20 protein-coding genes and 1 pseudogene are annotated in these 22,181 nt (G+C 71.7%); 12 read left to right on the top strand and 9 right to left on the bottom strand.

All coding sequences use genetic code 11. The features are described 5' to 3' along the window. The first annotated feature begins 141 nt into the window (after positions 1-141). The gene (locus tag AB0I42_RS23180) at positions 142-1,710 is read left to right on the top strand and encodes an alpha/beta hydrolase fold domain-containing protein (protein WP_357539894.1); all 1,569 of its coding nucleotides are present in this window, start codon (positions 142-144) and stop codon (positions 1,708-1,710) included. A 55-nt stretch (positions 1,711-1,765) separates the two neighbouring features. Here AB0I42_RS23180 and AB0I42_RS23175 read toward each other — a convergent pair whose 3' ends face one another. Both AB0I42_RS23175 and AB0I42_RS23170 read right to left on the bottom strand, forming a co-directional pair. After that, the gene (locus tag AB0I42_RS23175) at positions 1,766-2,770 is read right to left on the bottom strand and encodes an asparaginase (protein WP_357539892.1); all 1,005 of its coding nucleotides are present in this window, start codon (positions 2,768-2,770) and stop codon (positions 1,766-1,768) included. Between the two features lie 10 nt (positions 2,771-2,780). Further along, on the bottom strand, positions 2,781-3,329 hold the full coding sequence (locus AB0I42_RS23170; protein WP_357539890.1) for an NUDIX domain-containing protein: 549 nt from the start codon (positions 3,327-3,329) through the stop codon (positions 2,781-2,783). Positions 3,330-3,470: 141 nt separating this feature from the next. Between AB0I42_RS23170 and AB0I42_RS23165 the strand changes: the two genes are divergently transcribed. Further along, entirely contained in the window at positions 3,471-4,553 is a 1,083-nt protein-coding gene (locus tag AB0I42_RS23165; RefSeq protein WP_357539888.1) for a DJ-1/PfpI family protein, read from the top strand. On the opposite strand, the gene AB0I42_RS23160 is transcribed toward AB0I42_RS23165, so the two are convergent. Beyond that, positions 4,479-5,063 (bottom strand): hypothetical protein, encoded by a 585-nt coding sequence (locus AB0I42_RS23160; protein WP_357539886.1) that lies wholly within the window; start codon positions 5,061-5,063, stop codon positions 4,479-4,481. The genes AB0I42_RS23165 and AB0I42_RS23160 overlap by 75 nt on opposite strands. Positions 5,064-5,285: 222 nt before the next feature. Between AB0I42_RS23160 and AB0I42_RS23155 the strand changes: the two are divergent. After that, positions 5,286-5,585: pseudogene (locus AB0I42_RS23155) on the top strand (IS5/IS1182 family transposase); the annotation flags it as partial. Between the two features lie 358 nt (positions 5,586-5,943). Here the strand turns inward: AB0I42_RS23155 and AB0I42_RS23150 are convergent. Then, on the bottom strand, positions 5,944-6,876 hold the full coding sequence (locus AB0I42_RS23150; protein WP_357539884.1) for a phosphatase PAP2 family protein: 933 nt from the start codon (positions 6,874-6,876) through the stop codon (positions 5,944-5,946). Between the two features lie 235 nt (positions 6,877-7,111). Here AB0I42_RS23150 and AB0I42_RS23145 point away from each other — a divergent pair, with 235 nt between their 5' ends. Continuing rightward, positions 7,112-7,693, top strand: coding sequence for a hypothetical protein (locus tag AB0I42_RS23145; RefSeq protein WP_357539882.1), 582 nt, complete (start codon positions 7,112-7,114; stop codon positions 7,691-7,693). A gap of 32 nt (positions 7,694-7,725) precedes the next feature. Here AB0I42_RS23145 and AB0I42_RS23140 read toward each other — a convergent pair whose 3' ends face one another. Further along, positions 7,726-9,018 carry an MFS transporter gene (locus AB0I42_RS23140; RefSeq protein WP_357539880.1) on the bottom strand — a complete coding sequence of 431 codons (1,293 nt, stop codon included), beginning with the start codon at positions 9,016-9,018 and terminating at the stop codon, positions 7,726-7,728. Between the two features lie 140 nt (positions 9,019-9,158). Here AB0I42_RS23140 and AB0I42_RS23135 point away from each other — a divergent pair, with 140 nt between their 5' ends. The 6 genes from AB0I42_RS23135 to AB0I42_RS23110 all read left to right on the top strand — a co-directional run bounded on the left by AB0I42_RS23135 (position 9,159) and on the right by AB0I42_RS23110 (position 15,279). Next, positions 9,159-9,827 (top strand): hypothetical protein, encoded by a 669-nt coding sequence (locus AB0I42_RS23135; RefSeq protein WP_357539878.1) that lies wholly within the window; start codon positions 9,159-9,161, stop codon positions 9,825-9,827. 612 nt (positions 9,828-10,439) lie between these two features. Further along, positions 10,440-11,516 carry a membrane dipeptidase gene (locus AB0I42_RS23130; RefSeq protein WP_357539876.1) on the top strand — a complete coding sequence of 359 codons (1,077 nt, stop codon included), beginning with the start codon at positions 10,440-10,442 and terminating at the stop codon, positions 11,514-11,516. Continuing rightward, positions 11,494-13,107: an ABC transporter substrate-binding protein gene (locus tag AB0I42_RS23125; RefSeq protein WP_357539874.1), complete on the top strand. Its 1,614-nt coding sequence runs from the start codon at positions 11,494-11,496 to the stop codon at positions 13,105-13,107. Before AB0I42_RS23130 ends, AB0I42_RS23125 begins: the two co-directional genes overlap by 23 nt. Positions 13,108-13,216: 109 nt before the next feature. Then, positions 13,217-14,089 carry a tetratricopeptide repeat protein gene (locus AB0I42_RS23120; protein ID WP_357539872.1) on the top strand — a complete coding sequence of 291 codons (873 nt, stop codon included), beginning with the start codon at positions 13,217-13,219 and terminating at the stop codon, positions 14,087-14,089. Positions 14,090-14,093: 4 nt separating this feature from the next. After that, a complete protein-coding gene (locus AB0I42_RS23115; protein WP_357539870.1) occupies positions 14,094-14,303 on the top strand; it encodes a tautomerase family protein in 210 nt (69 codons plus the stop codon). A gap of 7 nt (positions 14,304-14,310) precedes the next feature. Beyond that, positions 14,311-15,279, top strand: coding sequence for a D-2-hydroxyacid dehydrogenase (locus tag AB0I42_RS23110; protein WP_357539868.1), 969 nt, complete (start codon positions 14,311-14,313; stop codon positions 15,277-15,279). Between the two features lie 61 nt (positions 15,280-15,340). Here the strand turns inward: AB0I42_RS23110 and AB0I42_RS23105 are convergent, their stop codons facing one another. The 4 genes from AB0I42_RS23105 to AB0I42_RS23090 are packed head-to-tail and all read right to left on the bottom strand — an operon-like array spanning position 15,341 to position 19,956. Further along, on the bottom strand, positions 15,341-17,542 hold the full coding sequence (locus AB0I42_RS23105; protein WP_357539866.1) for a thiamine pyrophosphate-dependent enzyme: 2,202 nt from the start codon (positions 17,540-17,542) through the stop codon (positions 15,341-15,343). 25 nt (positions 17,543-17,567) lie between these two features. Beyond that, on the bottom strand, positions 17,568-18,461 hold the full coding sequence (locus AB0I42_RS23100; protein ID WP_357539864.1) for an ABC transporter permease: 894 nt from the start codon (positions 18,459-18,461) through the stop codon (positions 17,568-17,570). Further along, on the bottom strand, positions 18,451-19,398 hold the full coding sequence (gene nikB, locus AB0I42_RS23095) for a nickel ABC transporter permease (protein WP_357539862.1): 948 nt from the start codon (positions 19,396-19,398) through the stop codon (positions 18,451-18,453). Before nikB ends, AB0I42_RS23100 begins: the two co-directional genes overlap by 11 nt. 51 nt (positions 19,399-19,449) lie before the next feature. Then, complete coding sequence (locus AB0I42_RS23090) at positions 19,450-19,956, bottom strand: Lrp/AsnC family transcriptional regulator (protein WP_357539860.1); 507 nt, start codon at positions 19,954-19,956, stop codon at positions 19,450-19,452. A gap of 124 nt (positions 19,957-20,080) precedes the next feature. Here AB0I42_RS23090 and AB0I42_RS23085 point away from each other — a divergent pair, with 124 nt between their 5' ends. Beyond that, complete coding sequence (locus AB0I42_RS23085; RefSeq protein ID WP_357539858.1) at positions 20,081-21,124, top strand: ABC transporter ATP-binding protein; 1,044 nt, start codon at positions 20,081-20,083, stop codon at positions 21,122-21,124. After that, positions 21,124-22,173, top strand: coding sequence for an oligopeptide/dipeptide ABC transporter ATP-binding protein (locus AB0I42_RS23080; RefSeq protein WP_357539856.1), 1,050 nt, complete (start codon positions 21,124-21,126; stop codon positions 22,171-22,173). Before AB0I42_RS23085 ends, AB0I42_RS23080 begins: the two co-directional genes overlap by 1 nt. The last annotated feature ends 8 nt before the right edge of the window (positions 22,174-22,181 follow it).

Here is a 22,181-nt window from a genome sequence, read left to right as displayed (position 1 = left end):
GTGCGGGCCGGGCCGCCGAAGTGGCCGGGTGGCCATCCGTTCGATCGGCCACCCGGTATGAGTGCCGTCGGGTGCCCCGGGTATGCCGACGCCAGACGGCGGCGCCGGCCGGCGTCTCTTCGCCGAGGTCAGGAGCCTGAGATGGCGCTGTCGTACGAAACGTTGCCCGGGGACGTCGACCACCTCATAGCCGATGACCACGCGGTGGTGGAGCGCCAGTTCCAGCACCTGGAGGCCGGCCGGGGCGACCGCCGGGTGCTCGTCGACCAGGTGTCGTTCGAGTTGGCGCTGCACGCCGACGCCGAGGAGATCGTCGTCTATCCGGCGATGGCCGCGGCCGGCGAACCCGACGAGTCCGAACACGCCCGCCAGGAGCACCACGAGATGAAGGAACTCCTGGTGAAGCTGCATGACAGCCAGCCGGGTGAAGCCGAGTTCGAGCAGACCCTGGCGACCCTGATCGCCGCCGTACGGCACCACGTGGCGGAGGAGGAGGGGGAGTTCCTGCCCCGCCTGCGGCAGTTGGTCGGCGCCGGCCGGATGGCCGAACTGGGCAAGGAGTTCCTGGCCGCCAAACGGACCGCGCCGACGTACCCGCACCCGAAGGCACCGTCGAGCCGGGCCGGACACAAGATCGCCGACCCGGCCGCCCTCGTGGTCGACAAGGTGCGTGACATGGCGTCCGGCCGGATCAAGCACCTGGCGACCGACCCGTCCGGGCACCTCGACCCGCAGGCGCAACGGATCCTCGACGCCTTCTCCGGGCTGAAGCCGCAGCCGTTCGAGATCCTCACCCCGGACCAGGCCCGGGAGCAGCCCACCCCGTTCGACGCGGTCCGGCGGATCCTCGCCGAGGACGGCAGGTCGACCGACCCCGAACCCGTCGGCTCGGTCGAGAACGTCACGATCCCCGGCCCCGGCGGCGACCTGCCGGTGCGGATCTACAAGCCACGGGACGCCACCGGCCCGGTGCCGGTCGTCGTCTGGATCCACGGTGGCGGCTGGGTGCTGTTCACCGTCGACTCGTACGACGCCTCGTGCCGCGGCCTGGTCAACAAGACCGGCGCGATCGTCGTGTCACCGGAGTACCGCCGCGCTCCCGAACACGTCTTCCCGGCCGCCCACGACGACGTGCTGGCGACCTTCCGGTGGGTACGCGCCAACGCCGGCCTGATCGGCGGCGACCCCGACCGCGTCGCCATCGGCGGCGAGTCGGTCGGCGGCAACATGGCCGCGGCCACCTGCTGGCAGCTCAAGCAGGCCAACGAGCCGCTGCCGGTGGCGCAGGTGCTGGTGTATCCGCTGACCACCGGCGAACAGTTCGGCGACTCGATGACCGACGCCGCGGACGCCCGCCCGCTCAACCGGCCGCTGCTGTCGTGGATGGCGATGCACGCCTTCGAGGGAGTGCCCGACGGTGCCAGGGACCCCCGGGTCGACCTGCTCTCGCTCGACGCCACACAGTTGAAGGGCCTGCCCCCGGCGCTGGTCATCACCGACGAGCGGGACGTGCTGCGCAGCCAGGGCGAGGAGTTCGCCCGCCACCTTCAGGCGGCGGGCGTCCCGACCACGCTGACCTGCTACGACGGGGTCATGCACGAGTTCTTCGGCGCCGCCGCGGTGCTCGACAAGGCCCAGCGGGCACAACAGGAGGCGGCGCAGCACCTGCGCGAGTCCTTCCAGACCGGCATACCGGCCTACGCCGGCTGACCGCCGGCGTAGGCCGCCGGCAGTGCCGCCCGCCCTTCGCCGGCTGTCCGTCCGCTCAGGCGCCGGCCACTTCGCCCGCGCCGATCGTCCCGAACGCCGCCGCGATCCGGTCCCGGTCGGCGCCGGCCGCCAGCAGCAGGTGCAGCAGGACGCGCGCCTTGTAACAGTCGAGCGTGCCGGCGGCGAGCAGCCCACGCGACAGCAGGTCGGACTCCGAGCCGGCAAAGCCGTACGTGGCGGTCAGGACCGGACCCGCGCCGACCCGGGAGGCCAGCACCACCGGCATCCCGGCCGCCAGTTCGCCCAGGACGGCCACGGTGGCGGCCGGCACGTGGCCGACCCCGAAGCCGGCGACCACCAGCCCGTCCAGCCCCGAACCGGCCCGGCGCAGGGTCGCACCGTCGTCGCCGAGCACCACCGGCAGTACGGCCGTACGCACCGTCCCCGGGTCGCGTACCTGGAGGTCGAGCGAATGCCGGGCCGGGCGGGCGAGGACGCGGGCCCGCCCCTCGGCCACCAGGCCGACCGGCCCGACGTCGGGGGAGCGGAAGGCGGCGGGTGCCGTGGTGTGCGTCTTGCGTACCCAGCGGGCCGCGTGGATCTCGTCGCCGAGCACGACCAGGCAGCCCATCCGCCGGCTGGCCGGCGCGGCGGTGACCGTCACCGCCGCCAGCAGGTTCGCCGGACCGTCGGCGCCGGCCAGGGTCGGGTTGCGCATCGCACCGGTGACCACCAGCGGCGCGTCGTACGGCCACAGCAGGTCCAGCGCGAACGACGTCTCCTCGATCGTGTCCGTGCCCTGGGTCACCACCACCCCGTCGGCCCCGCCGGCCACCTCGCGCCCGGCGGCGGTGACGAGGGCGAGCAGGTCGTCGAAGCCGAGCGAGGCACCGGGCAGCCGGCGGAAGTCGTGCACGTCGAGCGTCACGCCCGTCGTCGCCAGGGCCGGCACGGCCGCGACGAGATCGGCGGCGGTCAGGGTCGGCACCACGCCGCCGGCCGGGCCGCCGGTCATGGCGATCGTGCCGCCCAGCGAGAAGACCGCCACGCGACGGCCCACGGCCGGCGGGTCAGCGTACGGCGGCACGGAGCATCGCGTTGCGGACGACCCGTCGCGTGTCGCTTCCCAGCGGTGCCGGCAGCGCGTCCGGCCGGAACCACCCGAGCGCGTGCGACTCCGCGCTCACCTGCTCGACCGCGTCCGGCGGCGCGTGGACCGCGAAGATCACGTCGTGGTGGTCGAGCCGCCGCCCGGCGCAGTTGACCACCTGGTGGATGTCCACGTCCACCGGCACCGGATCGACGACGAGCCCGGCGATGCCGCTCTCCTCGGTCGCCTCCCGCAACGCGGCGGCGGCCAGCGACACGTCACCCACCTCCAGATGCCCACCCAGTTGCACCCAGACGTCGAACTTGCCGTGCAGGCACAGCAGCACCCGCCGCCGGTCGTGGGAAAGGATGATCACACTGGCGGTGACGTGACCGCCGTCGTGGTCCCGCCACATCACCCCGGGACCGCTCTCCAGCAGCTTCATCGTCAGCCGCCAGTCGTCCGCGCCGTCCGGCGTCGGCGTCCAGTTCCGCAGGGTCTCCAGGGCGTCACGGTGCAGCAGGCTCACCCGGCCACCCTAGTGCCCGCCGGGTGCCGACCGGCCGGCCGCGCCGGTATCGCCACGAGGGGCCGGCAGGTGCGACCGGAACGGCGCACGGCTGGCCAGCCAGGGCGCGATCAGAGCGCGACCCCGCCGTACCCTGAACCGGTGACCGCCCCCCAGGAGACGCGGCCCCGGGTCGTCGCGGTCGTCGGCTATCCGGGCGCCGAACTGCTCGACATCGCCTGCCTCACCACGACGTTCGACTACGCCAACCGGGGCGCCACCCCCGCCTACGAGGTCGTCACCGTCACGCCGGGCGGGAAACCCATCAGGTGCCAGTCCGGGCTGACGTTGCACGCCCAGGCCGCCGTCGAGCGGCTGCGCGGCCCGATCGACACGATGATCATCTCTGGGGGCGAGGGACACCTGGCCGCCGCGGACAACCCGCGACTCGTCGCCCACGTCCGGCGGCTCGCCCGCGAGACCCGCCGGGTCGCCTCGGTCTGCACCGGATCGTCCGTGCTCGCCGCCGCCGGCCTGCTCGACGGTCGCCGCGTCACCACCCACTGGCTGTTCGCCGACCTGCTCGCCACCCTGCACCCCGCCGTACGCGTCGACCCGACCCCGATCTGGATCCGCGACGGCGACGTGACCACCGCCGCCGGGGTCACCAGCGCACTCGACCTGGCGCTGGCCTTCGTCGAGGAGGACCACGGGCCGGAACTGGCCCGCCACATCGCCCGCGCCCTGGTGACGTATCTGCAACGGCCCGGCAACCAGGCCCAGGTGAGCATGTTCGTCGCCGCGCCGGCACCCGACGACGCCGTGGTCCGCGACCTGGTCGCGGCGATCCGGGACGCGCCCGACGCGGACCTCGGCCTCACCGCGCTCGCCGCCCGGGCCGCGGTCAGCGAGCGGCACCTCACGCGGCTGTTCGTCGCCCACACGGGGCAGACCCCGGCCCGCTTCGTACGCGGTGTGCGGACCGAGGCCGCCGCACAGCTTCTCGTCTCCAGCCGGCTGCCGCTGGCCCGCATCGCCGTCCGCTGTGGCTTCACCTCCGCCGAGGCGCTACGCCAGGCCTTCGTCGACCGGTACGGCGTCACCCCGTCGCGCTACCGTGCCGCGTACAGCACCACGTCCATCGGCCGGCAATCCCTGGCCGGCCGGGGCTCAGCCGACGGCGGCGAGGACCAGGAAACCGAGACCCAGCGGTACGTCCAGCAGGACGCAGAACTCCGCCAGTGACCGTGGCACCACCTGGTCGCGCCGGTAGTGGATCACGTCCCAGACACCGTGTGCCGTCAGCACCAGCCCGGCCAGCACCAGCCCGACCTGCGGGGGGAGGAAGAGCGCGGCGACCGCGAGCCCGCCGTATCCCAACAGGGCCAGGGCCTGTGCGGTCAGCGGCGGACGCGGAACCCCGCCGACCAGGCCGACCACGACCAGGCCACCGGCGGCGACGGCCAGGCCGCTCCACCACGGCAGGCCGGCCAGCTCACTCACGACGATCACCACCGGGGCGGCGCCGACACCGGCCCAGCCCATCCACGGCCGGTCGAACGCGGCGGCACCGAGGTAGCACAGGGCGGCGACGCTGACGATGACCGACAGGGTCTCCCGGCTGGCGCCGGTCGCCAGCATCGTCGTGGCCGCCGCCAGGCCGAGCACACTCGGCCAGCGGTGCAGCACCGCCGACCAACGCGCGGCGCCGGCCCGGGTACCGGCCGACACCGTGGAGTTCACAGAGGTATCCATGCCCCCGACGGTGCCGTGGGAACGGCCACGGAACGAGCCCGGGACGTCGACACGTCCGGATTCCTGGGGTACGTGTCCGTGCCACCGTCCTCGGCCGCCCCGACGCTTGCCCGTGTTTCGTAAGGCGTTGACTGGCCGGCGTTGCGGTGGTCGATAACTGAAGAGGTCTCCGGTAGGTGGTTAGCGGCCAGGCAAGACCGAAGACCTCGTGGCGTGCAGGCCGACGTACCGCCATCGTTGTATCCACCGTGGCAGACGCTGTACCGGTGGTTCCGGCACTGGCAGCGTGACGGGTGCCTGGGCGCGGATCCTGGCCGGCTGCAGTCCCGCGCCGACACCGTCGGGAAGATCGACTGGACGGTGAGCGTCGGCTCCACCGTCAGTCGTGCCCACCAACGCGCCGCCGACGCCCGCCGCGACGGCCTTCCGCAGAAGGAGCCACCGGGCGGTGTCCACACCGAACCCGCCGATCACGCCCTCGGCCGCTCGCGTGGCGGGTTCACCACCAAGACACACCTGGCCTGAGTTGATCTGGGCGCCGGCCACCTAACCGGCGACGGATAAGGTGGCTGGCGCCCAGATCAACAACGGAACGACGCGGCAGACGCACCTTGACCCTTGGTCGACGGCCCGGCCACAGGATCACAGGGCCGGAAGGTAGTTGATCTGAGCAGCAGGGACCCTATCCGCGCGGGATAAGGTCCCTCCCGCCCAGATCGACGGATGCAGGCCCCGTGTGGACGACCGGATCCACGAATACGAGCTGACGAGCGAAGGGCCGGTCCTCGTCGGCAAGGCAGGGCACCATGGGCGCGCCTGGCGCGCGGCGGCCGGCGAGGACGCCGATCCCCGGGGCAGCAGCTACCCGGAGGAAACACGCCTAGCCGCCGAGCGCGGCCACGCTCACGATCCCGAAGATGGCGGCGAAGCCGGCCGTGGCGGTGACGGTGAAGACGGCGACCGGTCGATGGGCGAGCCACCCGGGAGAGCCGTCCGCGCCACGCCACCGGTACGGCAGCGGCAGCGGCGGCGACCCGGGCAGCCGGTCCGCCACCGCCACCGTCACCAGCCAGGTGGCGCCGAGCATCCAGCCGGCGACGACGTCGCTCGGGTAGTGCACGCCGAGATAGACCCGGGACACTCCGATGGCCACCGCCAGAATGCCGGCCGCGACCCAGGCCGTGGCCCGGACGGTGCGGCTGCCCGTCGCCATCGAGATCAACCAGGCCACCGTGGCCAGGATGACCAGGGCGCTGGCCGAGTGGCCGGACGGAAACGAGAAGCCGCTCTCGACCACCGCCCGGTGCAGCGGGTCGGGACGGTCCCGGGCGATCAGCAGCTTGCTGCCCGCGACGAGTAGCGCACTGCCGCCACCGGACACCGCGGCCAGCACGAACGGGCGCCACGACCGCAGCCGGACCGCCACCGCGACCGCGACCCCGGCGAGCAGGAGGGTGAGCAGTGCCTTGCCGCCGATGTCGGTGACCGCCACGACGACGGCACTGCTCCAGCCCGTACGGTGCTGCGCGACCCACTCCACGACCGGCCGGTCGAAGGCCGTGAAGTCGTCCTCCTCCACGACCGCGTCGAGGATCTCCACGAAGACGGAGACCAGCGCGAGCGCCAGGACCGCGCCGGCGACGAGGACGAACGGACCCGGCGGTACGCGGTCCCTGGCCCACGCCGGGACGTGCCGCGCGAGTTCCATCCCCCGCAGCCGCCGCGCGGTCGGTCGGGCGGCCACCACCGTCGCGAACGCGACGGCCACCGCGACCAGTGCCAGGCCCACACTGGCCACTGTGGTCACACTCATCGCCCACCCCTTGCCAGGCCGGGTGGACCGAGGGGTCGCACCATCGACACACCAGGCACGTTATCCCGGTCGTCGGCCGTTGTCGGCGCCCGTTAACCCTCCTTTAGCGTCGCCCGGCGCTGGCGTTAACCGTCGAGGGCGTCGGGCGCATTCCTGGGCCGTACGGTGTTCCGGCACGCCGCTCGGCAGACAGAATCAGGGGCATGGGACAACCCCGACAGGGAGGGGGCCGCACATGCTGTTCCGTAGCGAGGTCCTTGACGGGATCCGGCGGGGCACCGTCTCGGTGGTGTTCCGCCGCTGGCGTCAGCCCCGGGTCCGGGCGGGCAGCCGGTTGCGGACCGCGATCGGGCTGGTGGAGATCCGCTCGATCGGCCCCGTCGACGAGCGGGAGGTGTCCGACGCCGAAGCGAGGCGGGCCGGCTACCGGTCCGCCGAGGCGTTGCGCGCTGACCTGCCGGGAAGCGGCGACCTGCGGCTGTTCCGGATCGGGGTCGGTTACGCCGGTCCGGATCCGCGTGAGGCGCTGCGCGAACAGGATCAGCTCGGCGTGCCGGAGTTGGCCGCGCTCACCGAAAGGCTGGCCCGGTTCGACCGGGCCGGGGCGCGCGGCGCGTGGACCGCGACGGTGCTACGGATCATCGCGGAGCACCCGGCCCGGCGGGCCGCCGAGCTGGCCGAACTGGCCGGCTATCCGGCCACCGAGGTCTTCAAGCGCGACGTCCGCAAGCTGAAGGAGCTCGGTCTGACCGAGAGCCTCGAGACCGGCTACCGGCTCTCGCCGCGTGGCCGCGCGGTTGTCGACCGGCTCGACTGACAACCGTCGTCGGGGTCGGCGGTGCCGGCCGGCTACCGGGCAGGTTGCGGTGTGGGCTTCTCCCGGTCGGCGGGCGGTGATTCCGGCTCGGTGACCGGTGGCTCACGCATGGCCCGTAGCGGGGAGAGCAGCGTCGGCAGGAAGGCCGCCGTCATCCCGACGGCACCGATCCACAGCACCGCCTCCGCGCCGAGGAGGGTGCCGAGGGCGCCGCCGAGGAGACCGGCCAGCGGCATGCTGCCCCACATGACGAAGCGGAAGGTCGCGTTCATCCGACCCAGCAGCCGGTCGGGGGTGACGGACTGCTGCAGGCCGGCCTGGGCGACGAGACGGATCACGCCGCCGGTCGACAGCATCATCAGGCCGAGCACCGCCAGGTAGAGCCGCCAGCCCGGTTCGGCCAGCGGCATCAGGGCGGCTGGTGGGGCCGTACAAAGTGGGGCCAGCCAGATGACCGGGCCGGACCCGATCCGGGTGACCACCCGTCGGGCGACCAGAGCGCCGAACAGGCCGCCGCCGGCCATCGTCGACAGGACCAGTCCGATGCCGAAGGACCCGAGACCCACCTCCCGGGACAGGAAGACCAGCAGCATGGTCTGGTAAGTGACCAGGAAGAGGCTGAACATCCCGTCCGCCACGACGACCGGCCGCAGCAGCGGGTGGCCGAGCACGAACGACAGGCCCTCCCTGACCTCGCGCAGCAGGTGCCTCGACGGGTCGGCCCGGCGTCGGGTCTCGCGCTTGCGGATCCGGGCGACAAGCAGTCCCGAGAACGCCATCCCCACGGAGCTCGCCAGCAGGGTCAACGGCGCGCCGAGCCAGGCCACGAGCGGGCCGGCCAGTCCCGGGCCGCTGATGCTGACCGCCGAACGGACCGACGCGAGTTTGGAGTTGGCCTCGACGAGATTGTCCCGGCCGACCAGGAACGGCAGGTAGCTGACGTACGCGACGTCGAAGAACACCGTGAACAGGCCGTGTGCCAGGGCGACCGCGTACAGCAGCCAGATGGTCAGGGCGTCGGCCCACCAGAGCACCGGAATCAGCGACAGCAGGACGGCGCGCGCCAGGTCTGTGTTGATCATTACGGAGCGCTTCCGCCACCGGTCGACCCAGGCGCCGGCGGGCAGGCCGGCGAGCAGCGAACCGGCCGTGGTCATGGCGGTCAGTACGCCGACCTCGAACTCGCTCACGTCGAGCGAGACGATGGCGATCAGTGGCAGGGCGAGGAAGACGAACCGGTCGCCGAGTTGGCCGGTCGCGGTCGCGGCGAACAGGTGACGGAAGTCGGGGTCGCGCAGCAGTCCCGGGCGTGACGGTGGCGGCACACGGTCTCCTGCCTACGGCGTCGGTCGAACTCTTCCGTCGGGAGCACTACGCAGACTGCCAGAGTGGTCGGCGGCGGTCGACCCCGCCGGATGCGGTCCGGTGTTGCGCACATCTGGCTAGGTGGGTTAGCTTCTAGGCTATGGAGCCTAGCCGAACCGCTCGATCCCTGGTGACCGCGCCCCGCGTCCGTCTCGGTGCCCTCGCGTTCGTCGCCGCCGGGGTGCTGTTCGTCCTGTACCCGGCCACCCGGCCCTGGGACGACGAGTCAACGGCCGCCGGCGCGACCGCGGCGCTGGGTTCCACCGCCTGGGTCTTCTCCCACCTGTTCGCGATGGTGGGCTTCGTCCTGGTGCCGATCGGCCTGCTCGCGCTGTACGGCGTGGTCGCCCGTACCCGGGCCGAGGCGCCGGCTCTCGCGGCGGTCGTCATCGGCTGGGTCGGTGCCGGCCTGACCCTGCCGTACTACGGCGCCGAGGACTTCGGGCTGCACGCCGTCGGGCGTGCGGCCGCCGACGGGCAGCCCGTCGACGTGCTCGCCCTGGCCGAGGCGGTGCGGTTCGGGCCGGTGGCGGTGACGACGTTCGGGATCGGCCTGGTCGCGCTGGGCTTCGCGGCGGTGCTCGCGGCGGTGGCGATCTGGCGGTCCGGCCTTGTTCCGCGGTCGAGCGGCCTTCTGTTCGCCGCCGGGTTCGTGCTGTTCCTGCCGCAGTTCTTCACCGCGCCGGCCATCCGGATCGGGCACGGAGTGCTGCTCGGCGTCGGCTGTCTCTGGATCGCCCGAGGGCTGTGGCGGGCGGCCGGCCGCTGACGGTCGGTTGGTTCCCGGCGGCCGCGGCGCGCCGGTCCGGCAGCGCCACGACTCTCCAATCAGAACGGTCCGCGGCGGCGAGGGTGACAGTCACCCTCGCCGCCGCGTCGACGTGTCCCGCGACCATGACACCGCGGTCGGCGGCGGGGTGGCGGTGCCCCGTCGCCGGGTCGGCACCCCACGGTGACTGTCCGGGCGGTGACTGTCGGGGCGGTGACTGTTCGAGGCGGTGACTGTCCGAGGCGCTGACTGTCCGGGGTGATGACTGTCCAAATCCGCCACCCGGACGCCGCGGGAGTGCCGGCGGCCCGGCGGCCGACTTCGGCCGGATGACCGGTGGCAAACCACGGCATATGCGGAATTATGGCGGCACCAGTCCCGCCGGACACGGTATCTGACCTGCGGCGGAAGCCGAATCGGCCTGGCCGCCGAGGGTGCGGCGGCGGTGCCGCGTGCCCGGGGATCGGTGATCAACAAGCCTGAAACCTAAAATGACGAAATTCGTCATTTCAAAGTGGTCAACTAACGATATCCCCGGATCTATAGACAAGATCTGGCGTGTCCTCGTAGAGTCGCGGCCATCTCCCGAGCGCACACAACTTGGAGTCGACGTTGAACACTGAGCGCGCCGTCCTCGCGCCCGACGAGCTGCATACCGCCGCCACCGTGGTCGACGGGAGCACCGTCATCGAACTCAGCGACGAGCATCTCGAGCGGATCCGTCGCGGCGGTGTCACCGCCGTCAACCACACGGTGACCCGGCCGTACGCCGACACGGTCACCGCCCTGCGCGAGATCAACAGTTGCCGTCGCTGGCTCGACGAACACTCCGACGCCGCCCTGCTGGCGCTGACCGTCGACGACATCCACCGGGCCAAGGCCGAAGGACGGGAAGCGGTCATCCTCGGCCCGCAGGACACCGAGATGATCGGCGTCGACCTGGACCTGCTCGGCACCTTCTACGACCTGGGCGTACGCATCCTGCAACTGACCTACCAGAGGCAGAACCTGCTCGGCGCCGGCTGCGGCGAGGCCACCGACTCCGGCCTGACGATCCAGGGCCGCGCCTTCGTCCGGGCGATGAACGAACTCGGCATCCTGGTCGACGTCTCACACTGCGGCCAGCGCACCGGCCTCGACGCGATGGACGCCTCCGACCGTCCGATCGTCGTCACCCACTCGTTCTGCGACGGACTGTCGCCGCACATCCGGGCCAAGGACGACGCGTTCCTGCGCCGGCTCGCCGAACAGCGCGGCGTCATCGGAATCACCACCCTTTCGGGCTTCCTCTACTACCCCGAGGAGCCGCGGCGGCGTCCGGACCTCGCCCGCTTCGTCGAGCACGTGGCCCGCGTCGTCGAGGTGGCCGGCGTCGACCACGTCGCCATCGCGACCGACTACGACGAGACGCTCACCGAAGCCATGCGGGAAGAGCAGATCGTCGAACACCGGACCCTGCTGGGCGACTGGGCCTGGAGCGAGCGTCGGGCGGTGGGGATGGACGACGCCTCGCAGTTCCCGAACCTCACCACGGCACTCCTCGACGGCGGGTTCGCACCCGACGAAGTCACCAGGATCCTCGGCGGCAACTGGCTGCGGGTCTTCGGCGAGACCTGGCGGACCGCCACCACCACGCTGCAATCTCCACCCGAGCAAGGAGAAAGGCATGAGAGTTCGAACCCTACATAAGGTCCTCGCGGCCGGGGTCGCCGTGGCGGTGCTGGCCGGCTGTTCCGGCGGCGGCGCACCGCCGTCGACCGACAACGGCGGCACGACCAACGACGGGCTGAGCACCAACGTCCGCCTCGAGGACGAGAACCCGCCGGCCGGGCAGCCCAAGTCCGGTGGCCGGCTGAACATCATGATCCGGCTCGACGCCACCGAACTCGACCCGCACCGCATGTCGGAGACCTCGGCGTTCGTCATCAACGAACAGATCTACGAGTCGCTGGTCCAGTCGTACCGGGGCGAGATCAAGCCCGCGATCGCCGAATCGTGGGAGCAGAGCGCCGACGGCCTGACCCTGACGTTCAAGCTGCGGGACAACGCCTTCTTCCACAGCGGCCGCAAAGTCACCGCCGAAGACGTCAAGTATTCGATCGAACGCATCAAGGACCCGGCGACCCGGGCCCCGCGGGCCCGCAGCTACGAGTCGATCACGTCGGTGGCGACCCCGGACGAACACACCGCCGTGTTCACCCTGTCCAGCCCCAACGCCGCCATCCTCACCCTGCTGTCCACCGCCGCCTCCTCCATCGTCGACCGCACCGTCGTCGAGTCGGCCGGCCTCAACGGCAGCGTCGACGGCGGCAGCGGCCCGTTCAAGATGGCGGCCCGGGTCACCGGCCAGGCCATCAAGCTCGACAAGCACGACAAGTACTGGGAGCCCGGCGTTCCCTACCTCGACGGCCTCGACTTCACCTTCAACCCCGACGACAACGCGCGCGCCGCGGCCATCCGCAGCGGCACCGTCGACTTCCTGTGGCGGCCGGCCCCCGAGTTCATCGACGCGCTCAAGGCCGACGAGGCACTGAAGTGGTACGGCGGCTCCGGTTCGCTGTCGCTGCACCTGCGGCTCAACACCTCCAAGGCGCCGTACGACAACGTCAAGGTCCGGCAGGCGATCTTCCTCGCCCTCGACCGGCAGGAAATCCTCAACGTCGCCAACTCCGGCTACGGCACCGCCCTCAACGCCGGCTACCTGCCGCCGGACCGGTTCGGCGCGCTGACCCAGCCCGTCTACGGCACGGCCGACATCGAGAAGGCGAAGGCGCTGCTGGCCGAGGCCGGCCACCCCGACGGCTTCGAGGCGACCCTCATGGTCATCGCGACGTCGGCGTTCCAGGTGCGGTCGGCCGAGGTGGAGCAGCAGCAGCTCGCCAAGATCGGTATCAAGGTCACCATCGAGTCGGTCGAGGCGAGCATCGCCGACACCAAGACCAAGTCCGGCGAGTTCGACATGTACCAGTCCGGCTTCGGGCTGACGTACGACCCCGACGAGCGGTTCAGCGCCAGCTTCCTCAAGGGCGGCGGCCTGAACTACGGCAACTGGCACGACGCCGAGTACGAGGCGCTGGTCGTGCGGGCCCGCTCGGAACTGGACCGCGAGAAGCGGGCCGCGCTCTACCAGCAGGCCGAGACGATCCTGGCCGACCGTGGCCCGGTGGCGATGACGTTCCTCAACGCGGACTTCGACGTGGTGAAGAAGGACGTCCAGGGCTACAAGGGCGACCCGACCCCGACGTACCGCTTCTACCGCCACCTCTGGCTCGACCGCTGACCGGGCCGCCGGGGGTGCCGCACACCCGGCCGGCACCCCCGGCCCCACCCCGTCCCACCGCGTGCCCGGCCCGTCCGGGGACCGCCACGCCACCACCGAAAGGCACACCATGGCGTCCGTACCGCTGATCGACCGCTACATCATGGCCGCCCGGCTCAAGGGTTACCTGAACAAGCACGCCGACGCCGTCGCACTGCTCACCGAGGCGCTCGAACTCGAACCCGGCAACGTGCGACTGCTGCGTTTCCGTGGCCACCGGCGCATCTCGACCGGTGACTACACCGGCGCCGTCGCCGACCTGACGACGGCCGCCGAGGGGCTGGCCGGTGTCGAGGACGAGTACGAGATGTACCAGCCCGAGGTGGAGAAGGACGTGGTCAGCCTCGTCCTGGGCCGGCCGGAGGACGTACGGCCGCAGCACCTCGGCGAGGGACAGGCGGCGGAGGACCCGGCGGAACTCGGCCGCTACCACACCACTCTGCACACCTCGGTCTGGTACCACCTGGGCGTCGCGCAGTACCTGCTCGGTGACTTCGAGGCGTGCCTGCCGTCGTTCCGCGAGGCGGAGCGCAGCTCGCGGCACCAGGAGGGCACCGTCGCCTCGCAGGACTGGCAGTACATGGCGCTGCGCCGGCTCGGCCGGCCGGCGGAGGCCGAGGAGGTGCTGGACCGGTTCCGCCGGATCGACCTCGTCGACGAGGACCACTACGTCGGCTACGAGAGCCGGATGCGGCTCTACACCGGCGAACTCACCGCCGACCAACTGTGGCGGATGGTGGCCGGCGACGACCTGCGCACCGCCACCCAGGGCTACGGCCTGGGCAACTGGTACTACTACCACGGCGACATCGAGAAGGCCCGCGAGACCTTCGACGCCGTCCTGCGTACGGGCGTCGCGCACGCGTTCGCCTATCTGGCCGTACAGGCCGAATTCTCCCGCAATCCCGATTTCGCCGGCGTGCCGGCGAGCGTGAAGGAGTGATCCGATGGCCACCATCCGTGTCGAACTCGGCGCCCGTGACCAGGAGACCCGTGAGGCGATCATCGCCGATCTCACCGACGTGATGGTCAAGTACGGCTCGCCGCGGGAGAGCACCCAGGTCATCCTCTACGAGATCTCGATGGACCTGTGGGCCAAGGGCGGAATCCCCTACAGCAAGCGCGCGGCCGCGGCCCGGGCCAAAGGGACGGCGTGAGTCACCCATGACAGGGCCGCATGTACTGATCAGCGAGAACCTGGCCGGCATGCGGCCCGGTCTGCTCGACCGCTACCCCGACTGCCGGTTCACCGCGGTGCCGGACGCCGGGCCGCTGCGCGAGGAGTACTTCGACGCGGAGGTGATGCTGCGCAGCTCGATGGGGGAGGAGATGTTCGACGGCATCCTCGCCAACGCGCCGAAGCTGCGCTGGGTGCAGATCACCGCGGCCGGCTTCGACTGGGTCGGCGGTGACCTCTTCCAGCGCCGGCTGGCCGAGGGGTTGCTCTACACCCGGTCGCCGCACTCCTACAACGTGCCGATCGCCGAGTACGTCATCGCGTCCGCGCTGCTGCACGCCCGGGCCTTCCCCGCGCTGCGGGAGGCGCAGGACCGGCACGAGTGGGTACGGCTGGTCGCCCGCGACTTCATCGGCAGCACGATGCTGGTCTTCGGCACCGGCTCGATCGGCGGCGAGGTCGCCTGGCGGGCCAGGGCGCTCGGCGCCCGGGCGATCGGCGTCAACCGCGGTGGCGCCGCCGTCGAGGGCTTCGACCGGGTGGTCCCGGCCGGCCAGGCCCTGGCCGCGCTGCCGGAGGCCGACTGGGTGGTGCTGGCGATGCCGCTGACCCCGGAGAACCGCTACTTCTTCGACGCCGAGCACTTCGCGGCGATGCGGGAGACCGCGGTCCTCATCAACGTGGGGCGCGGTGCGCTGGTCGTCGAGGACGCCCTCGTGGCCGCGGTCACCGGCGGCACGATCTCGGGCGCGGTGCTCGACGTCTTCGAGGAGGAGCCGCTGCCGGCCGGGAGCCGGCTGTGGGAACTGCCCCGCACGATGGTCACCCCGCACACGTCGTTCCGGGCGGCGGGCAACATCAACCGGCTCTACGAGGACTTCTGCGCGAACTTCGACCGGTTCCTCGCCGGTGGGCAGCCGGTCGGCTCGATGCGACAGCCCGACCTCGGTTACTGAACCACCCACGGTGCCCACCCGCCTCCCGGCGGGTGGGCACCGTCGTCTGTGGACTGTCCGGCTACCGGCGCCGGACGAGGTCGCGGGCGGCGGCCAGGACACCGGCCTCCTGCAGGAGCACGTGCGCGGTCGCCGGCCCGAGGGGGACGTAGCTGTCGAGGCTGGTGACGCGGCCGACCGTACCGGCGTACCTGGCGTCCACCAACGCGGTGACGACCGCCTCGGCGACCCCGCCGCTGGCCCGGCCCTCGTCGACGACGAGGGTGTGCGGCACCCCGGCGACGGCGTCGAGCAGGCTCCCGGCCGGCAACGGCGACAGCCACTGGAGGTCGACTACCCGGGCCCCGATCCCGTCCCGGCGCAGCGTCTCGGCCACCCGCAGGCTCATCCGTACCCCGTTGCCGTACGTCACCAGCACCAGGTCGTCGCCGTCGCGGACCGTACGGACCCGGCCGAGCGGCCGCTCCGCGGCCGCCCACCCGTCCGGCGGCGCGTACGGCGCCAGCCACCCGCCGTCGCCCTCGGTGTGCAGGTCGCGCTCGTGGTACAGGGCGATCGGTTCGAGGAAGACGCAGACCCGGCCCTCCTGCTCGGCCAGGGCGAGGCACTGCCGCAGCAGGGCCGGTGCGGTGGCCGGGTGGGCGGCCACGGCCAGCGCCAGGCCGGGGATGTCGCGTAGTACGGCCACCGAGTTGTCGTTGTGGAAGTGCCCGCCGAACCCCTTCTGGTAGGCCAGGCCGGCGACGCGGACCACCATGCCGTTGGAGTAGCGGCCGGCCGAGAAGAACCGCAGCGAGGCGGCCTCGCCACGCAACTGGTCCTCGGCGTTGTGCAGGTAAGCCAGGTACTGGATCTCGGGGATCGGCAGGGCCCCGGTCAGCGCGCTCCCCAGCGCGACGCCGAGGATCGTCTGTTCGTCGAGCAGGGTGTCGAAGACCCGGGCCGGGCCGAACGCCTTCCGCAGCCCGCGGGTGACGCCGTACACGCCGCCCTTGCGGGCCACGTCCTCGCCGAACACCAGCGCCCGCGGCCAGGTGAGCAGCGCGTCGTGCAGCGCGGCGTTGATCGACTGGCCGAGCGTGAGCGGCGGGCGCTCCTCCGGCGGCTTACCGCCGAACGCCCGCTCCCGGCCCGTACCGGCGCGGGCCGCGGCGGCGCTCACCGCGTCCGGGCGCCGCCCGGTCAGCGGGGCGACGACGGCCTGCGGGCTGTCCAGTCGTTCGACCCGGCCGACCATGGCCCGGGCCTGCTCCATCACCCGCTCCCGGGTCGCCTCGTAGCGGGCCAGCGTCGCCGCCGGGTCCAGGATGCCGCGCCGGGCGAGCAGGGCCGCCGTGGCCAGGATCGGATCGCGTACGTAGTCGGCGACGATCTCGCCCCGGGTGCGGTACGCCAGCTCGGCGTCGGAGCCGGCGTGGCCCATGAAGCGGACCGTACGCAGGTGCAGCAGCACCGGCCGGCGCTGCCGGCGGACCCGGTGGACCACGTCGGCGGCGGTGGTCAGCAGGTGTGCCGGATCGGTGCCGTCGACCGGCACGTACTCGATGCCGGGCAGCATCGACAGGGCCCGGCCGGTCCAGCCGGTGGGCGTACGGGTGCTGATCCCGATCCCGTTGTCCTCGCACACCAGCAGCAGCGGCATCGGGAGGCCCTGGTGCGCGCACCAGCCGGCCGCGTTCAGCGCGCCGACCGCGGTGGAGTGGTTGGCCGACGCGTCGCCGAAGCTGCACACCACCACGGCGTCGGCGGGGAACCCGCCGGTCGCCAGTCCCCGGCCGAGCGCGAACGCCATGCCGACGGCCCGGGGCAGGTGCGAGGAGATGGTCGAGGTCTGTGGCACGATCGCCAGCCCGTGGTGGCCGAACACCTTGTGCCGGCCCCCGGAGATGGGGTCGTGCCGCGACGCGGCGGCGGAGTGCAGCACGTCGGCGACCGGGGTGGTCCCGGCCACCTGGCCGGCCCGGGCCGCGTAGAAGCCGCCGGACCGGTAGTGCAGTAGCGCCGGATCGGTGGGGCGCAGGGCGAGGGCGACGGCGGCGTTGCTCTCGTGACCGCTGGAGCCGATCGTGTAGAACCCCTCGCCGCGCGATTGCAGCCAGCGCAGCGCGAGGTCGAGGTGCCGGCTCTCCAACTGCGCGTCGAGATATGCCAGCAGCAGCCGGTCGGTCGGGCCGGTCCCGTCCGGGCCGGGGGAGCCGGGCGGGGGAGTGCCGGTGGACCACTCGGTGAGGTGCCGGATCAGATGCTCGTCGACGGATTCCATCGGGTGTGCGTCCCGCCCCTGCCGGTCAGCGTCCGGCCCGGCCGCGCAGGCGCGGGTCCAGCGCGTCGCGGATCGTGTCGCCGAGCAGGTTGAAGCCCAGCACGGTGAGCATGATGCAGATGCCGGGCACCAGCGAGGGCCACATGGACATCTCCATGAACGCCTTGCCGGACGACAGCATCGAACCCCACGACGGCTGCGGCGGCTGGACACCGAGCCCGAGATAGCCCAGCGACGCCTCGATCAGGATCGCGTACGCGAGGCTCGTGGTGAACTGCACGGCGATCGGTGCCACCGCGTTCGGCAGGACGTACTTGAAGATGAGGCGGGTGTTGCTCAGCCCGACCGCGCGCCCGGACTCGACGTACGGCTCCTTGACGATCGTCATCGCGGTGCCCCGCACGATCCGGGCGAAGCTCGGGATGAACACGATGATCAGGGCCAGGATGAGGTTCTCGGTGCCCGGCCCGCGGGCGGCGACGACGGCCAGTGCCAGCAGCAGGGTGGGGAACGAGAAGAGCACGTCCATCGCGGGGGTGATCACCCCGTCCAGCCAGCCCCGGAAGAACCCGGCGAGCAGGCCGAGGACGACGCCGATGATCCCGGCGCCGGTCACCACGATCAGGCTGACGCTCAGCGACGTCCGGGCGCCGTAGAGGGCCCGGCTGAGCAGGTCGCGGCCGGCCTCGTCGGCGCCGAGGAGGAAGGTTCCGCCGGGTGGCGCGAGGCGCTGGTTGGACATCGCGGTGGGGTCGTAGGGGGCGATCAGCGGGGCCAGGACGGCGGCGAGTGTCATGGTGACGACGAGGACCAGGCCGATCGCGCCGATCCGGTCGCGTACGAGTGCCCGCAGGAGGCGTATCGCGGGCCGGCGCCGGACCGGTGGCAGGGGTTGCGCGGTAGCGGGTTCAGTGACCACTGCGGAGCCTCGGATCCAGGTAGACGTAGATGATGTCGACGAGGAGGTTGACCACGACGTAGAAGAAGGCCAGGAAGAGCAGCGTGCCCTGGACCACCGGGTAGTCCCGCTGGGTGATGCCGCGGATGACCATCGTGCCCAGGCCCGGCCAGGAGAAGACCTGCTCGACCACGACGGTGCCGCCGAGCAGGGCGCCGGCCTGGATGCCCAGCACCGTGACCACCGGGATGAGGGAGTTGCGCAGGGCGTGCCGCGCGACGACGACCCGTTCGCCGAGGCCCTTGGCCCGGGCGGTGCGGACGTAGTCCTGGTTGAGGACCTCCAGCATGCTGGACCGGGTCATCCGCATGCTGATCGCGGCCAGGCTGGCGCCGAGGGTGACCGCCGGAAGGATGAGGTATTTCAGTTGGGCCAGGCCGCCCTCGCCGTTGCCGGCGCCCTGCGACGGCAGCCAGCCCAGGGTGACCGAGAAGAGATACACCAGCAGGATGCCGAGCCAGAAGTTGGGCACCGACAGGCCGATCAGCGAGGCCAGCCGGGAGCCGGCGTCCAGCAGACCGTTGCGCCGGGTGGCGCTCAGCACCCCGAACGGGATGGAGATGAGCACCGAGACCACGAGGGCGGAGACGGCCAGCAGCATGGTGGCGGGCAGCCGCTCCAGGATCTCGTCCAGGACCGGCTGCCCGCTGCGCATGGACGTGCCGAGGTCACCCTGCAACAGCCGGCCGAACCAGCTGAGGAACTGCTCGTGGATCGGCATGTCGAGGCCGAAGTACGCCCGCATCTCGGCCTCGAGCTTGGGATCGCTGAAGTCCTGACCCATGATCGAGCTGATGACGTTGCCGGGGATCATCCTGATCACGAAGAACGAGATGACCGAGATGCCGAGTAGTACCGGCACGACCGCGAGCAGGCGGGTCAGGATGATGCGGGCCAAAGGGTCAACTCCAGACTGCGGGGTGAGTGTGACCCGCGGTGCGTGGGGGACTTAGGTCGTGCTTGTCACCGGCTCGTCCGCGGCGTCGTCGTCGCTGGCGATGTCGCGGGCCCACTCGTGGGCCCGCTTGGCGACCCGCAGGACCATGACGGACCGGATCTCCATCACGCCGCGCAGGTGGCCGAGCCGTTCGGTGGAGAACCGGCGCATGTCTTCGCTGGAGGCGAAGTAGCCGACGGCGATGATGTCGAACTGGCCGGTCACGTGGTAGACGTAGGCCATCTCGGACATCGCCGTCAGGGTCTCGATCAGGTCGTCGGTGGTGCCCGGCGCGCTCTGGATCTGGAACACGGTGTGCACCGGGCGTCCCATGAGGGGGGCGCTCGGGATGGCGGCGAAGTGAAGCTGGCCCTCGGTCACCAACCGGTCGACCCGCCGCCGCACCGAGCCCTCGGACAGCCCCACCTTGGCCGCGAGCGCCACGTTTGTCTGGCGGGCGTCCAGAACCAGCTCCCGGATGATGCTGCGGTCCTTCTCGATCGAGCTCTTCGACGCCATGCCACCCCGTCTCAAATATCGCCGTACTTCGACGATTCGGTGAATCTAGACGACGATGATCGGATGTGCAAGACTCCCGGCTGACGAATAACGGCACTCGGCGAACAGAAAACAGAGGTTTCCGATGGCCTTGCTTGAAGTGCGGGATCTGCGTACGGAATTCGGTGCCGGACGCCGGGCGGTCACCGCCGTCGACGGTGTGTCGTTCACTGTGGACGCCGGCGAGATGGTGGCACTGGTCGGCGAGTCCGGCTGCGGCAAGTCCGCCACCGCCCAATCGATCATGGGGCTGATCGTCCCGCCGGTCGGCCGGGTCGCCGGCGGCCAGGTCCTCTTCGAAGGACGCGACCTGCTCCGGATGAGCCCGCGCGAACTGCGGGCGGTCCGCGGCAGCGGCATCGCGATGATCTTCCAGGATCCGATGACCTCGCTGAACCCGGTGCTGACGGTGGGCCGGCAGCTCACCGAGGCGCTGAAGCTGCACCTGCGGCTACGGGGCTCGGCCGCCCGTGCGCGGGCCGTCGAACTGCTCGACATGGTCCGCATCCCCGCCGCCGCGACCCGCCTGGCTTCCTACCCCCACCAGCTCTCCGGCGGCATGCGCCAGCGGGTGATGATCGCGATGGCGCTGTCCTGCAACCCGCGCCTGATCCTGGCCGACGAGATCACGACCGCGCTCGACGTCACCATCCAGGCCCAGATCCTCGCCCTGCTGCGCGACCTCGCCGCCGAGACCCGCACCGCCGTCCTGTTCATCACCCACGACCTCGGCGTCGTCGCCGGCATGGCCGAGCGGGTCAACGTCATGTACGCCGGCCAGATCGTCGAGAGCGCCGAGACGGGCGACCTCTTCCGCCGCCCCCAGATGCCGTACACGTGGGGCCTGCTCGGCTCCGTCCCGCGCCTCGACCAGGCCCGCGGCGGCCGGCTGCGCCCGATCGGCGGCCAGCCCCCGGAACTGTCCGCGATGCCGTCCGGTTGCCGGTTCGCGCCCCGCTGCGTGCACCGGCGGGACGTCTGCCTCGACTCGCCCCCCGGCCTCACCGCCCCCCGCGAGGCGTCCGACCGCGACCAACAGACCAGATGCTGGGGCATGCAGGACGCCTCCCACGGCGGCTGGCTGTCCACGAAAGACCGGTACGCCAGCCAACTCGTCGAGGAGAAATGATGTCCAAGGCACCGGCCGCCGCCGGCGACACACTGGTCAAGACAGCACACGACCCCACCGTGCTGGTCCGCGCCCGCGACCTCACCGTGGACTTCAAGGTCCCGGTACGCGGCGCGCTGCGGCCGGCCCGCCTACGTGCGGTGTCCGGAGTGGACCTCGACATCCGGCGCGGCGAGATCCTCGGCGTCGTCGGCGAGTCCGGCTGCGGCAAGTCCACGACCGGCCGCGCCATCCTGCAACTGATCAGACCCAGCGCGGGAACCGTGACGTTCGACGGCGTCGAACTCACCACCCAGCGCGGCGGCCGGCTGCGTGCCATGCGCCGCCGGATGCAGATGATCTTCCAGGACCCGTACGCGTCGCTGAACCCACGGATGTCCATCGGCGAACTCATCGAGGAACCCCTGCTCGTCCACTCCGGCGGCTCCGCCACCGAACGCCGCGCCAGAGCCCTGGAAATCATGGACATGGTCGGCATCAGCCGCCAGTGGCACGGCCGCTACCCGCACGAACTCTCCGGCGGGCAGCGGCAGCGGGTCGGCATCGCCCGAGCCCTGGTGAGCAGCCCCGAGTTCATCGTCGCCGACGAACCGGTGTCGGCCCTGGACGTCTCCATCCAGGCCCAGATCGTCAACCTCCTGGAATCCCTCCAGGAGGACCTCGGCCTGACCATGATGTTCATCGCGCACGACCTGGCGGTCGTCCGGCACCTCTGCGACCGGATCGCGGTGATGTACCTCGGCACCGTCGTCGAGGTCGCCGACTGCGAGAGCCTCTACACCCGGCCCCAGCACCCGTACACCCAGGCGCTGCTGTCGGCCGTACCGATCCCCGACCCCGACGTCGAGCGCGAGCGCGAGCAGCGCATCCTCACCGGCGACGTACCGAGCCCGCTCAACCCGCCCACCGGCTGCCGCTTCCGGACCCGCTGCTGGAAGGCCCAGGACGTGTGCGAGGTGACCCCGCCGGTCCTGGCCGGCGCCGGCACGGGCACCGGCCACCAGGTCGCCTGCCACTTCCCGGAGGACCCCGCCCCGAGCGGCCCGTGAAGCCCGGC

It is taken from the genome of Polymorphospora sp. NPDC050346 (genome assembly GCF_040655695.1).
Taxonomy (GTDB): Bacteria; Actinomycetota; Actinomycetes; order Mycobacteriales; family Micromonosporaceae; genus Polymorphospora; species Polymorphospora lycopeni.
This window is presented reverse-complemented; position numbering and strand designations above follow the sequence as displayed.